The organism is Sulfurimonas sp., from assembly GCF_016744025.1.
GTDB lineage: Bacteria > Campylobacterota > Campylobacteria > Campylobacterales > Sulfurimonadaceae > Sulfurimonas.
The window spans coordinates 1-12,732 of record NZ_JADGFC010000073.1 but is presented as its reverse complement, the minus strand read 5'-3'; the positions used below and the strand labels follow the sequence as shown (position 1 = coordinate 12,732).

The following is a 12,732-nucleotide window of genomic DNA, read 5'->3' as shown; positions in this document are numbered from 1 at the left end:
GGTTTGAGTAAAAGCTTGAAGTTAAATTTAGTAGATTATTATTTGGTCAATTATCAAAAAAAGCGAGTTTTTAAACCCCCGTTTTTTTAATTAAGTCGCATTTGATAAAAAAGATATAAAGGTTGTTTTTGATCTTCCAAAAACATATAACACCCTAGAAGCTACTCAAGAATATATCGGTGATAATAATGGTGTTTGGATAGATATGCAGTTAGCTGGTAAAGCTTTTTACATGTTTATTACAAAATAGTTTTTAAAGAGATAACCATTTCGCAGCAACAGCTTTAAGTGCATCTGGATTCTCAGATGCAAAAAACTTTAGAGTTGGTTTATCATACTTGTGAGTAAACTCAAACTCATTTTCAAGATATTCTACAATAGCATCTCCAGAGTGAATGATAAGAATTTTTTTTGAGAAATAGTTTTTTATAGGCTCTGAAATAAGTGGAAAGTGTGTACAGCCTAAGATGATAGCATCTGGCTTTTGTACCTCTTTAAAGTAATGCTCAAGTGTTGCATCTAAAACTTTACCGCAGTAAATTTCTTCTTCAACAATTGGTACAAATAATCCTGTAGCTTTTGCTTCTAAGTTTTTGTAACCTCTTGTCTTTAGAGCATTTTCATAAGCTTTTGAGTTTATAGTAGCTTTAGTACCAAGAATTAGAATATTTGAGTCTTTGTTTTTAAGTGCATTTGCAGTGGCTAAAACACCTGCTTCAACAACTCCGATAACAGGACAAGCTGAACTCTCTCTCATCTCATCAAGGGCATATGCACTAACTGTGTTACAAGCTACTACAATAAGGTCAATTTCGAAGTTTTTGAAAAATTCTACGGCTTCTATAGCGTAGCGGGTGATTGTATTTTTATCTTTGACTCCGTATGGAACACGGGCAGTATCGCCAAAGTAGATGATCTCTTCAAACAAAGAGTGTTCTAACATAGATTTAACTACTGTTAGACCACCAATTCCGCTATCAAATACACCTATTTTCATTATTTATCTGTATTCATACTTTCTAAAAATTCGCCGTTAGTCTCTTTTTTACCCATAGTTGTATAGATAAATTTAAGAGCTTCAACTTCATTGTCTTGCTTATGTAGCATCTGACGAAGTATAAATACTTTTTGAAGAGTCTCAGGACCGATAAGAAGTTCATCTTTACGAGTACCAGATTTAAGAATATCCATAGCTGGATATATTCTTCTATCAGCAATTTTTCTATCAAGAACAACTTCCATATTACCAGTACCTTTGAACTCTTCAAAGATAACTTCATCCATTCTACTTCCTGTATCTACAAGAGCAGTAGCGATAATAGTAAGACTTCCACCATTCTCAATGTTACGAGCCGCACCAAAGAAACGTTTTGGTTTATGTAGAGCATTTGCATCTACACCACCAGAAAGTACCTTACCACTTGAAGGTGTAACAGTATTGTAAGCACGAGCAAGACGAGTGATAGAATCAAGAAGGATTACAACATCTTTTCCAAGCTCAACACGTCTTTTTGCTTTCTCGATTACCATCTCAGCAACTTTAATATGGTTCTTTGCAGGCATATCAAAAGTAGAGCTATAAACTTCACCCTTAACACTTCTCTCCATATCTGTTACTTCTTCTGGTCTCTCATCAACAAGTAAAACAATTAAGTCAATATCTGCATGGTTTTTAGTGATACCATGAGCAATCTCTTTAAGCAATTCTGTTTTACCACTTCTTGGAGGTGCAACGATTAGACCACGCTGACCTTTACCAATAGGGCAAAAAAGGTCCATCATACGACCTGTAAGACCTTTTTCTCTGTATTCTAGTTTGATTTGATCTAGTGGATAAAGTGGAGTAAGGTTTTCAAATAGAGGTCTTTTTTTACTCTCTTCAGGAGGTAAGCTATTTACTGCTTCTATCTTGATAAGAGCATAGTAACGTTCTTGGTCTTTTGGTGGGCGAACTTGTCCAGTTACAACATCACCATTTCTAAGTGCAAATCTTTTAATCTGTGTATTTGACACATAAGCATCATTGATACTTTCATTAAAACTTTTATCTATAGAACGGATAAACCCATAACCATCCTGCATAATCTCTAAGATACCACTAAATAGTATGAAACCACCTTGCTCAGTTTGAGCTTTTAGAATTTCAAAGATAATATCTTGTCTTTTTAATTCATTTGGATGTTCAACTTTTAGCTCATTGGCAATTACTACTAACTCTTCTGTAGTTTTTGTACGAAGATCTTCAACACTAGCGCCTTTTACGGGTTTATGTGTTCTTGCTTTTGTATTGTTTCTAGTGTTGTTTGTTTTGCGAGGTTGTTGTGAATTGTTTTCACTCATAAAGTAAGTACCTTAGTTTATTTGGGATTTTGTATTGCAGGAAAGGGTTGGTAAGTTTTAATGAAATGATTTTACAATAATAGAGTGTGTAAAGTCAAGTTAGTGCTTTATTGCTCAACCCCATCGAGTGCTTTAAAGAGTAAGTTTGAAAGGTTTTTTCTATCATTGCTATTTATATGAGCAAAGATTTCCTCTTCAAGCTTTAATACGTCAGGTAGAGATTTTTCTATTATATCTTTACCTATTGGTGTAAGTTGGACAAGTTTACTTCTTTTGTCTTCTTTATTATCAAGTCTATTTATAAACTCTTTGTGCTCTAACCTTTTTAAAACCTTAGTCATTCCACCTGAAGAGAAAAATAGTCTCTCATATAGTTTGGTTGGGGAGAGAGTGTAGTTTTCATCACCAGCTGAGTGCAATGATGAAAGTACATCAAGTTCACTGCTTGACATATTGTATTTCTTATCTAAAAGATCACCTATCTTTATCAGAAGTCTTTGAGATAACATTATTAGTGGTAAGGTTACATAACCTATATCACTACTTGCACATAGAGAGTCATCTTTTTGATTGTCAAGCTGTAATTTTAATTCATTAGCGTTCATGAGCGCAAGTATAGTCTAATTCTTATCATAAGTAAATAAGTCTTTCTAGAAAGACATATTTAAGAAGAAATATGATATCTTTCCAGCAAGATAAATAAGGAAGTGTAAAAATTATGAAATATATACTATTGGCAGTAGCACTGTTTATAAATATACAAGCAAATGAAGCTAAAGGTGCTCAACCACCAGCATCTTTAGTAAAGACAGTAAAAGTTAAAGAGGGTTACGCAAACTCTCTTCAAAATTATGTAGGAACACTTTACTACGATGTGAACTCTGAACTTGCATCTGAGAGTTCAGGTGTTGTAAGTAAACTATATGTAAAAGAAGGACAAAGAGTAAACAAAGGCAATATCCTTTTAAAACTTGAAAGTTCTATATTAGAAGCTAAGTTAAAAGCAAAACAAGCAATCCTAAACTCTTTTTTAGCAAGACAGACTAAACAAGAAAAAGATCTTAAGCGTGCAGAGGCTCTAATAAGTAAAAAAAGTATTGCACAGAGTAGTTATGACAATACTTTTTATACATTAGAATCACTAAATGCAGAGATTCAGTCTCAAAAAGCAGAACTTCTTTCAATGCAAATAGAACTTCAAAAGAAGAGCATAAGAGCACCTTTTAACGGAGTAGTTGTAAAAAGAAATGTTGATATAGGTGAGTGGGTTTCAGTTGGTAGTAGTGTCTTTAACCTAGTAGACCCAAAGAGTATAGAAGCAAGAGTAAATGTTCCAAGTAAGCTTTTACAAACTTTATCTAAAGGTCAAAAATTACAATCGACTATAGAGAAAAAAGATATGCAGGTAGTTGTTAAAACTATTGTTCCACTAGCTGACAAAGCAAGTCGTACTTTTCCTGTGAAGTTGTCATTTGAATCTCAAAAGCACCTTATAGAAGGAATGAGAATAGATGTAAAAGTACCAACATTAAAAAAAGAAAAAGTACTTCTTGTTCCTCGTGATGCAGTTATTAAACGCTTTGGAAGTTTTGTAGTATTTAGCGTTGTTGATGGCAAGGCTATGATGATTCCAGTTAGTGTTATTAGTTATTCTCAGAGTGAAGCAGCTATTTCAGCTCAGGGACTTAAACTCGGTATGAGAGTAGTTACAAAAGGAAATGAAAGAATCTTTCCAAATATGCCTGTAGTTGAGAAGGCTAATTAATGAACTTCATTGATATATCTATAAAAAAACCAGTAAGTGTTTTTGTTGGTATAGTATTGATACTTATGTTTGGTATGGTAGCTCTAACTCAGTTACCATATAAACTTACTCCAAATGTTATTGAACCTGAAATTGGTGTTGTAACACTTTGGCCAGGTGCAACTCCAAGTGAAGTAGAACGTGATATAGTTGAAAAACAAGAGGAGCAGTTAAAATCTACTCCGGGACTTGTAAACTACGAAGCTACTGCATCTGATAATCTTTCAGAAATCACTCTAACTTTTGAAGTTGGAACTGATATGAATAAGGCTTTGCTGGAAGTATCTAACAAACTAAATCAAGTTGAAAGTTATCCTGAAAATGTTCAAAAACCTATCATACAATCAGCTGGATCAAATGCATCTCCTACTATTTGGATGGGTTTTGTTGTAAATGAAGGTAATGATAGAGATGTTGATACATATCTTACATATCTAGATAACGAAGTAAAAGAGCAGTTTGAGCGTGTACCAGGTGTGGCTAGTATCTTTGTTCCAGGTGGTACAAAAGATGAGCTTCATATCAAACTATTTCCGGGGAGATTAGCAGCTCATGGACTTACAATTGACTCAGTGGCATCTGCAATTCAAAATGAAAATGTAGATACTGCTGCTGGAACTGTAGATATTGATAGACGTACTTATCGTGTAAGAACATCTGCTAGATTTACATCTATAGAAGAGTTAGAGCAGATGGTACTTTTCAATGATGGACAGCAAAGCATCCGTCTTGGTGATGTAGCTGAGATATCAAAAGGATATGAAAAGGTTGTTGCAAATATTTTACAATCAAGTGGCGATAAATTAAATAAAGCACTTATCTATGGTGTTAGAATGGAACCATCTGCTAATGTTGTAGACACTACAAATAGAGTAGAAAAAGTAGTTCAACATCTAAATGCAGATGTACTTCCTGCTCATAATATTCACTTAGATTGGTTTTATGATCAAAGAGGATATATTCAAGGTGCGATTGACTTAGTTCAGCAAAATATTGCAGTTGGTGCAGTTTTAGCGATTATTGTTTTACTACTTTTCTTACGTTCATTTTTACCTACGGCAGTTGTATCGGCATCTATTCCTATTAGTATAGTTGCAACATTTATTGTATTAAATATTATGGACAGAAGTCTGAACACTATCTCACTTGCAGGTATATCCTTTGCCGTTGGAATGCTCCTTGATAGTGCAATTGTTGTTTTAGAAAATATAGATAGACACTTGAAAATGGGTAAAAAACCATTTGATGCAGCGCATGATGGTACAGTTGAGGTTTGGGGTGCATTAGTTGCATCTGCTCTTACTACTATTGCCGTTTTCTTACCTGTTATCTTTTTAGAATCAGAAGCAGGGCAACTATTTAAAGATATTGCGATTGCAGTAACAGCATCTATAACATTTTCTCTGTTTGTATCTGTATCTGTTATCCCGATGTTTTGGACACAGCTTATAAAGATGAGTTCAACTGATCATGAAAAAGAGCATGAAGTTACGCAAAAACCTGATTCATTTCTAATTCGTTTTGCTAAAAAAATAGCTGCACTTTTTATGTCTGGTGTTATATGGAGTTTAAAAAGAAGAATAAATCAATTTATAACTATCATAGTTATGGGTAGCATCTCTATTGCTACTATAATTGTGCTTTTTCCAAAGATGGAGTATCTTCCACAGGGAAATCAAAATCTTATTATGAATATTTTGATTCCACCTCCGGGATTATCTGAAAATGAGAAAAAAGATATTGGACATAAAATACACGAACATATGAAACCTCACTACAAAGAAGAGGTTGATGGTATACCACCAATCGTAAATAGTTTTTATGTTTCATATGGTGATTTGATTATTCAAGGAATGATTTCAAAAGAAGAAAGTCGTGCAGCTGAGTATATTCCATTTATGAAGCCTATAGTTAACAGCTTTCCTGGTGTTTTTGGTATTTCACTTCAAAGTGGTGTATTTGAGCAAGGAATTGGTGAAGGACGTAATATAGATATAGATATTAGTGGTCAAGATATGTCTAAACTTACTCAGGTAGGTGGAATGCTTTTTGGTGCTATTTCTGGTGGACTTCAAGGTGCTCAGGTTCGTCCTGTTCCTTCTATTGAGCTTCTTTTTCCAGAAGCTCTTATCATACCCGATCGTAACTCTTTAGCAAATGTTGGAATGAGTAGTAGAAGTTTTGGTTTTGCAGCAGATGTACTCTTAGATGGTCGTAAGATTAGTGAGTATACTGAGGATGGAGCAAAGTCTATAGATATGATTTTAAAATCAGATGATAGTATGATTAATTCCCCTGAAGCACTTTACTTGACTCAGGTTACAACACCTAAGGCTGGTTTAGTTCCTATGTCTGAGCTTTCACAACTTAAGCATACAACGAGTATTACAAAAATACGTCACGTTGATGGAAAGAGAACTATTACACTTCAAGTTACACCACCAAGTACAATGACACTTGAAGAGAGTGTTGAGAAGTTAGAAGCAATAGTGAAAAATGCTGTGCCTCCAACTATGTTACAAGATTCTACTGAGGTAAAATTAGCAGGTAAGGCTGATAAACTTGCTCAAACTATAGAGTCTATGAAGTGGAACTTAGTATTTGCATTAGCGATTATTTATCTTCTTATGAGTGCTTTGTTTGGAAACTTTATCTATCCATTAGTGATTTTATTTACAGTTCCTATGGCAACTGCAGGTGGATTTGTTGGTCTTAAACTTACAAACATGTTTGTAGCGCCACAACCACTGGATGTACTAACTATGTTAGGGTTTATTATCCTTATTGGTATTGTTGTAAACAATGCAATTTTAATAGTACACCAATCTTTAAACAACATACGTCATCATGCTATGGAGTCTAAAGAAGCAATTATTGAAGCTACTCGTTCACGTCTTAGACCTATCTTTATGAGCTCTTTGACTTCAGTATTTGGAATGTTACCTTTGGTTCTAGTTCCAGGTCCAGGTTCTGAGTTTTATAGAGGTTTAGGTTCAGTTATTACTGGTGGACTTGCGCTTTCAATGTTATTTACAATTTTAGTAACGCCAGCACTTATGTACTTGATGTTAAGTATTAGTGGTAAAAAAGGTAAGGAAATATAATGAGAATAATTTTAGTTTTAGTGTCATCATATATGGCACTTTTTGGACTGAGTATAACAGAGTCAATTGATTTAGCTCTAAATAACTCTCCTAAAGTTTTAATATCTAAGAGTAATGTAAAGTCTAACGAGCATGTAAAAGATGAAGCAACTGGTGCTTACCATCCAACACTTGAAGCAGGATTTGCTTGGAGTGAAGTTGACAATCCTACGGCATATACATTTACTCCTAGTCATAACTATAGTGTAAGTCTAAAGTACAACCTTTTTAACGGTTTTTCTGACTACTCTACAGTTAGTTCTAAAGAGTCTGAAGTAGAGTCTGCAAAGCTTGAAAATAGGGCTGTAATATCAGACTTAAAGTTAGAAGTTATAGTATCTTATACAAACTACTTAAAAGCAAAAAAACTTATAAAGTCACAAGAAGAGCAGTTAGCATCTCTTACAAAACAATATGATGATACAAATGTAAGATATGAGCAGGGAATAGTTGCTAAGAATGATTTGCTTTTAATAGATGTTGAAAAACTAAAATCTGAGCAAGCACTTATAAAAGCTAAAAGTGATCTTATAGTTGCAAAGAGCAACTTAGAAAATATTATAGCTGTTAGTATCTCTGCAAGCGATACTATAGATGACTTTGACGCTAGTGTAAGTGAAGTAGAAGATGCAGCTGTTTTAGAAGCACAAATGATGCAAAATCGTAGTGAGATTAAAGCGATAACTTTTAAAAGAAAATCACTTGAGAGTCAAAGAGATGCAATAACTGGAAACTATCTTCCAAAAGTAGACCTATCTACTTCTTATCAAGTTAATGATAGAGAGATTTCTGAAGGATCAACAATCTATCAAGCAAAAGAGCAAACTACTTATGGGTTTAATGTTACTTGGAATCTTTACTCAGGGATGAAAAATATAGCTATTAAAAAAGCATTACTTGAAAAAAACAACCAAGAAAATTATAAACTAAACCAACTAAGACTTGATTTGAAAAATCAACTAAGTCAAGCCTATGAAAGTCTTAAAGTTGCAAAAAGTGCAAAGTACGTTGCATCTCGTTCAAAAGAGAGTGCAAAAGAAAACTACCGTATAACAGCTGATAGATATAGCCAAGGTGATGTAGACACTCTGACTCTTTTAGTTTCTCAGTCAAACTTAACTCAGGCTGTAAATGCAAACAACGACGCATACTATGATCTTTATGTAGCCTATAAAACACTACAAAGAATAGTTTTTGAAGGTGCAGAGTAATATTCGAAGTGAATAAAATGAGTTATATTTTTAGGTTTGAAACAGCATCTACAACAGTTGAGATATTTACTCTTGCTTCACTAAGTGTTTTTTGAGTTCTCTCTGCTAGTTTTCTAACTTCATCTGCAACAACTGCAAATCCACGACCATGTTCTCCAGCTCTTGCTGCTTCTATGGCAGCATTTAGTGCTAGTAGGTTTGTTTGGTCTGCAATATCTGAGATAGTATCAAGCACACTAAATATATCTTGAGATTGATGTTGCAAGGAATCTAGTTTATCATTAAACTCTTGAGATTCTTCACTCTTTGCATCTTGGGACTCTTCTATACTCTGAGCCTTTTGCAATAGAGTTTCTTTTTCTTCATTTATAGTTTGTATCTTTATATTTAACTCTTGAAGTATACTCTCATGAGATACTTGTAGCTCTTTTTGTCTTTGAATTAATGTGATGTTTTCATCTTCTATTTTTGTTACTATAGTTGAGTTTGATTTGAGTGATTTTATTTCAGCTTCTAGTGAAGTATTTATCTCTTTGAGATTTTTTAAGAGTTCTTTATCTTCATTTTTTTCTTCTACTATGATTTTAGTGAGTTGGACTTCTTTAACAGAAGTTTTTCTAAATGTAAAAAATCCAACTAGTAAACCTAAAACAATTCCAAGAAGACCAAGTACAAGACTTAGCCAAAGAGATGACTTAGAAACTATTTTATCTTGATATACAATCTTGTCTTTATAAATTAGTTTATCTTTATAGACTATTTTATCCTTATAGATAACTTTTTCTTTAGAACTACTAGAATTATTTTTTATAAGATCTTTGCCCTCTTTAGTAATCTTTGTATATAAATCTTTCATCTTTTTTATCTGCGTTGCATCTATCTCTGAGTTATTCTCATGCAGTGATGAAAAAGTTTTGAGTGTGCGGTTCTCTAATGTTTCGAGTGAAGATACTTTAGTTTTATCAAGAGAAAGGGATGTTGTTATATTTTCATGAGTTGAAAGAACAAGAAAGTATAGAGCTACTTTTTCTTCAGGAGTCAAGTTTAGTGAGATTTTATCTATCTCTTTATTTAACTCTTGGTAATTAAGTTCTATGCTAGAAGCAAAAATAGATACTGCAAAGATAAGTGTTAAGAGAACTGTTTTCATGCTAGTATGTAGCATTTTCTATACCAAATCATAAAGTTTTAACTTCCTTTTGTATAAAATATCCTTATGAAAAATAAATATAGAATTTTAGTTACAAACGATGATGGTTACGAGGCAAAAGGTCTGCTTTGTTTGGTAGAAGCTTTAAAAGAGATAGAAGATGTAAAAGTTACTGTTGTTGCACCGGCAAATGAAAAGTCTGCTTGTGGACACTCTCTTACATTAGTACGTCCTCTTCGCTTTGTAAGTGTTGATGATGATTTTTATAAACTTGATGATGGAACTCCTAGTGATTGTGTTTATCTGTCTATTAGTACTCTATTTGAAAATAAAAAACCTGATTTACTCATAAGTGGAATAAATCGCGGCTCAAACATGGGTGAAGATATTACTTACTCTGGAACTGCAGCTGGTGCAATGGAGGGAGTTTTACACGGAGTTCCTTCTCTAGCTATAAGTCAGGTTATGGATTTTACAAATCCTGATGGAGATTATAGTCTTGCGCAAAAGACTATAAAAGAGCTTGTTTTAAAAATAAAAAATGGTACTTTTCCTCTACCTCATAGAGAGTTTTTAAATGTAAATATTCCACCCAAGCTTAGTGAAGCTAAGATGCAAGTGACATATGCAGGTTATAGATATTATGAAAATGATGCCCATGTTCATAGAAATCCACGTGGAGAAGAACATTACTGGTTAGGTTTGCATCCTCTGAACTTTTCTCCAAGAGAGGGTTCTGCTGGAACAAGTGATTATGAAGCAGTTCAAGCTGGAAATATCTCTATAACTCCTATACAGCTAGACCTTAGTGCATACAAAAGTATGAGTAAACTTCAAGATTGGATAGATTAATATGAAACACGATCGCATAAAACTTTTACTTAAAGATGATTTCTCAAAACTACAAAACGCTAAAATAATACTTTTAGGTGTTGGCGGAGTTGGTAGCTTTTGTCTTGATTGTATGATACGAAGTGGAATAGAAGATATAACAATAGTAGACTATGATACTTATGATGAGACAAATCAAAATCGCCAAATGTGGTCTGAACTACATGAGGGTGAAGTTAAAGTTGAAGCTTTAAAAAAGCACTATCCAAGTATAAAAATCATAAATGTTCGCATAGATGAGCAATGGGTTTGGGATTTTGACTTTGATGAGTATGATTTAGTTTTAGATGCCATTGATGATACAAAAGCAAAACTTGCAATTGCTCAAAAATGTCATAAAAAACTTATTTCATCTTTTGGTAGTGCAAAAAAACTTGACCCTACAAAGATAGAAGTTACTGATATCTGGAAAACATATGGTGATAAGTTTGGCTCAAAGATTCGTTATGAGTTAAGAAAAAGAGGCTTTAAGAAAAAGTATAGAGTTGTCTTTACATCAGAAGAAGCACAGGTAAAAGAGAAGGGTAGTTTCATGGCTGTAACTGCTTCTTTTGGACTTGCTATGTGTTCTGAGGCAGTAAGAACTTTAATAAAAAAATAGTATGAAACATCTATTGAGTCTGTTGTTGATTTTTATATTTAGCAATAATCTAATGGCTGATGACTTAATAGAATACGATTATGAAATTGATGCTTATTATTCAAATATTTTTTTACTTGAAGCTTCTGTTCATCCTATGGGTATAGGTGGTTTATACTTCAGACAAAATCATGAAAAAATGTATGATAGATCAAAAATAGAAGATTTCAATCTCATAAAAGCTGCTACTACTGGTTTTGAAGAGCCATATTCACTTTCTTTTTTTATAGGAAGAATGATGATTTTTAAAAATAACAAAGATGATTATATAGGTAAAAATAGAGCATATATAGGTTATCTTGTAACGGTTGGTGATTACTCTATAAAAGATAATTTTGCACATCATGATAAATGGTATAACCTAGAGTTTAAGTTAAAAGGGACTAGAGATAAAGAAGATAGAGATTTAGACTGGAGTTTTAGAATAGGTTCTAGAATACATCAAAACACAGACTTTGTAAAAAACATATATATAGGAGCAAGACGAAGTAGTATAGACTATAAAAAAAGTGCTTGGTCAGTTTTGTATAATAGTGCATTTTCAACAATGTTGGCAGTTAGTACGAGAACATATGAACTATGAGAAGCGGAATTGATGTTAGAAAAGAAATGGCCACTTAGCGGAAGTGAAAAACTTAGCTTTGGGCTTGGTATAGGTTATCTCTATAATAGTGGAGAGAAATATAGTGGATCGCTAAAAGAAGAGGGTATAGATAACCATCAACTCATCTTGCGTCCAAATTTTAAATGCTAAATATAAAGGTTTTATTTGTTAGATTTTTTAGATAGTGACTGGTTTACAATAGGTTTAGAGATAGTTTTTTTGATTCTTATATCTTATGATATAAAGAAATATATTGAGACAAAAAAGAGAGAATACTTAGTTAATACAGTTCTTACAATAGGTTTTGCAATCTGGGTACTTTATCCTTATTACAAAAGTTACTTTGGTTGGAATGAAACACAAAAACAAGAGATGATTTCTACATGTTTAGATGCAAACAACAGTGAGCTTTGTAAGTGTGTAGATGAAGCAATTTTTAAAGAGTATGTTTATGATGAGTATAAGGCACTAGATAAAAACTCTAGTGAGCATAAAGAGTTTATAAAAGAGACTAAAGAAGGATGTTTAGATGAGTCATGGTTTTGATTTAAATAGTCCACTTATATGTGAAGGTATCATAGGTGATGGATGCGGTGGCGGAAGACTTTTTATGGTAGTAGAAAATACACTTAAAGCTTATGACCCAACAACAAAAAATAGTAGAGTACTTTTAGAAAATATAAATAAGTCAATAAGCATCTCTAAAAAAGCTTGTATCGTAACTGTCGTTTGTGAAGATGAAACTATAGAGTTTGATTTATCTGAGATGAAAAAAGTTTAAAATCTGATATAATATTTTATAATAAATGAAGTGGGTGAAAGAATATGCTAAAACTACTACTAATAACACTGCTAAGTATCTCAGCTTTTGGCGTTGAAATAGTTATAAACAAAACATCGCAGATGCCTCAAAATTTGGTTGAAAAAAAAGAAATGCTTTTGCAAAAAG

13 protein-coding genes are annotated in these 12,732 nt (G+C 33.0%); 9 read left to right on the top strand and 4 right to left on the bottom strand.

What is annotated here, in order from left to right; genetic code table 11:
* Positions 1-253 precede the first annotated feature (253 nt).
* From murI to QZZ48_RS10430, 3 genes are all read right to left on the bottom strand, one after another.
* Positions 254-997 carry a glutamate racemase gene (murI, locus tag QZZ48_RS10440; protein WP_294965371.1) on the bottom strand — a complete coding sequence of 248 codons (744 nt, stop codon included), beginning with the start codon at positions 995-997 and terminating at the stop codon, positions 254-256.
* Positions 997-2,340, bottom strand: coding sequence for a transcription termination factor Rho (gene rho, locus QZZ48_RS10435; RefSeq protein ID WP_294965368.1), 1,344 nt, complete (start codon positions 2,338-2,340; stop codon positions 997-999). The genes murI and rho overlap by 1 nt, the downstream gene beginning before the upstream one ends.
* Before the next feature lie 107 nt (positions 2,341-2,447).
* Positions 2,448-2,945 carry a MarR family transcriptional regulator gene (locus QZZ48_RS10430; protein ID WP_294965366.1) on the bottom strand — a complete coding sequence of 166 codons (498 nt, stop codon included), beginning with the start codon at positions 2,943-2,945 and terminating at the stop codon, positions 2,448-2,450.
* Positions 2,946-3,058: 113 nt separating this feature from the next.
* Between QZZ48_RS10430 and QZZ48_RS10425 the strand changes: the two genes are divergently transcribed.
* From QZZ48_RS10425 to QZZ48_RS10415, 3 genes are read left to right on the top strand one after another with little or no spacing between them, the layout of a single operon-like run.
* Positions 3,059-4,105: an efflux RND transporter periplasmic adaptor subunit gene (locus tag QZZ48_RS10425; RefSeq protein ID WP_294965363.1), complete on the top strand. Its 1,047-nt coding sequence runs from the start codon at positions 3,059-3,061 to the stop codon at positions 4,103-4,105.
* On the top strand, positions 4,105-7,248 hold the full coding sequence (locus QZZ48_RS10420) for an efflux RND transporter permease subunit (protein ID WP_294965360.1): 3,144 nt from the start codon (positions 4,105-4,107) through the stop codon (positions 7,246-7,248). Before QZZ48_RS10425 ends, QZZ48_RS10420 begins: the two co-directional genes overlap by 1 nt.
* Complete coding sequence (locus tag QZZ48_RS10415) at positions 7,248-8,498, top strand: TolC family protein (RefSeq protein ID WP_294965357.1); 1,251 nt, start codon at positions 7,248-7,250, stop codon at positions 8,496-8,498. Before QZZ48_RS10420 ends, QZZ48_RS10415 begins: the two co-directional genes overlap by 1 nt.
* A 22-nt stretch (positions 8,499-8,520) precedes the next feature.
* On the opposite strand, the gene QZZ48_RS10410 is transcribed toward QZZ48_RS10415, so the two are convergent.
* Positions 8,521-9,354: a methyl-accepting chemotaxis protein gene (locus tag QZZ48_RS10410; RefSeq protein WP_294965374.1), complete on the bottom strand. Its 834-nt coding sequence runs from the start codon at positions 9,352-9,354 to the stop codon at positions 8,521-8,523.
* Positions 9,355-9,714: 360 nt separating this feature from the next.
* Between QZZ48_RS10410 and surE the strand changes: the two genes are divergently transcribed.
* Genes surE through QZZ48_RS10380 form a run of 6 tightly spaced genes read left to right on the top strand, consistent with a single transcriptional unit; the run spans position 9,715 to position 12,564 of the window.
* Positions 9,715-10,500 carry a 5'/3'-nucleotidase SurE gene (gene surE / locus QZZ48_RS10405; protein WP_294965353.1) on the top strand — a complete coding sequence of 262 codons (786 nt, stop codon included), beginning with the start codon at positions 9,715-9,717 and terminating at the stop codon, positions 10,498-10,500.
* Between the two features lies 1 nt (position 10,501).
* Entirely contained in the window at positions 10,502-11,140 is a 639-nt protein-coding gene (locus QZZ48_RS10400) for a tRNA threonylcarbamoyladenosine dehydratase (RefSeq protein WP_294965350.1), read from the top strand.
* Between the two features lie 52 nt (positions 11,141-11,192).
* Positions 11,193-11,762 carry a hypothetical protein gene (locus tag QZZ48_RS10395; RefSeq protein WP_294965348.1) on the top strand — a complete coding sequence of 190 codons (570 nt, stop codon included), beginning with the start codon at positions 11,193-11,195 and terminating at the stop codon, positions 11,760-11,762.
* A 9-nt stretch (positions 11,763-11,771) separates the two neighbouring features.
* A complete protein-coding gene (locus QZZ48_RS10390; RefSeq protein ID WP_294965345.1) occupies positions 11,772-11,933 on the top strand; it encodes a hypothetical protein in 162 nt (53 codons plus the stop codon).
* A 15-nt stretch (positions 11,934-11,948) separates the two neighbouring features.
* Positions 11,949-12,329 (top strand): hypothetical protein, encoded by a 381-nt coding sequence (locus QZZ48_RS10385; protein WP_294965342.1) that lies wholly within the window; start codon positions 11,949-11,951, stop codon positions 12,327-12,329.
* Complete coding sequence (locus QZZ48_RS10380; protein ID WP_294965339.1) at positions 12,313-12,564, top strand: thiamine biosynthesis protein ThiF; 252 nt, start codon at positions 12,313-12,315, stop codon at positions 12,562-12,564. The genes QZZ48_RS10385 and QZZ48_RS10380 overlap by 17 nt, the downstream gene beginning before the upstream one ends.
* Positions 12,565-12,732: the final 168 nt, after the last annotated feature.

Coding starts and splice junctions, on each gene's coding strand:
- surE (WP_294965353.1), top strand. CDS start 9,715: ATGAAAAATAAATATAGAATTTTAGTTACAAACGATGATGGTTACGAG.
- QZZ48_RS10420 (WP_294965360.1), top strand. CDS start 4,105: ATGAACTTCATTGATATATCTATAAAAAAACCAGTAAGTGTTTTTGTT.
- QZZ48_RS10410 (WP_294965374.1), bottom strand. CDS start 9,354: ATGAAAGATTTATATACAAAGATTACTAAAGAGGGCAAAGATCTTATA.
- rho (WP_294965368.1), bottom strand. CDS start 2,340: ATGAGTGAAAACAATTCACAACAACCTCGCAAAACAAACAACACTAGA.
- murI (WP_294965371.1), bottom strand. CDS start 997: ATGAAAATAGGTGTATTTGATAGCGGAATTGGTGGTCTAACAGTAGTT.
- QZZ48_RS10425 (WP_294965363.1), top strand. CDS start 3,059: ATGAAATATATACTATTGGCAGTAGCACTGTTTATAAATATACAAGCA.
- QZZ48_RS10380 (WP_294965339.1), top strand. CDS start 12,313: ATGAGTCATGGTTTTGATTTAAATAGTCCACTTATATGTGAAGGTATC.
- QZZ48_RS10415 (WP_294965357.1), top strand. CDS start 7,248: ATGAGAATAATTTTAGTTTTAGTGTCATCATATATGGCACTTTTTGGA.
- QZZ48_RS10430 (WP_294965366.1), bottom strand. CDS start 2,945: ATGAACGCTAATGAATTAAAATTACAGCTTGACAATCAAAAAGATGAC.
- QZZ48_RS10400 (WP_294965350.1), top strand. CDS start 10,502: ATGAAACACGATCGCATAAAACTTTTACTTAAAGATGATTTCTCAAAA.
- QZZ48_RS10395 (WP_294965348.1), top strand. CDS start 11,193: ATGGCTGATGACTTAATAGAATACGATTATGAAATTGATGCTTATTAT.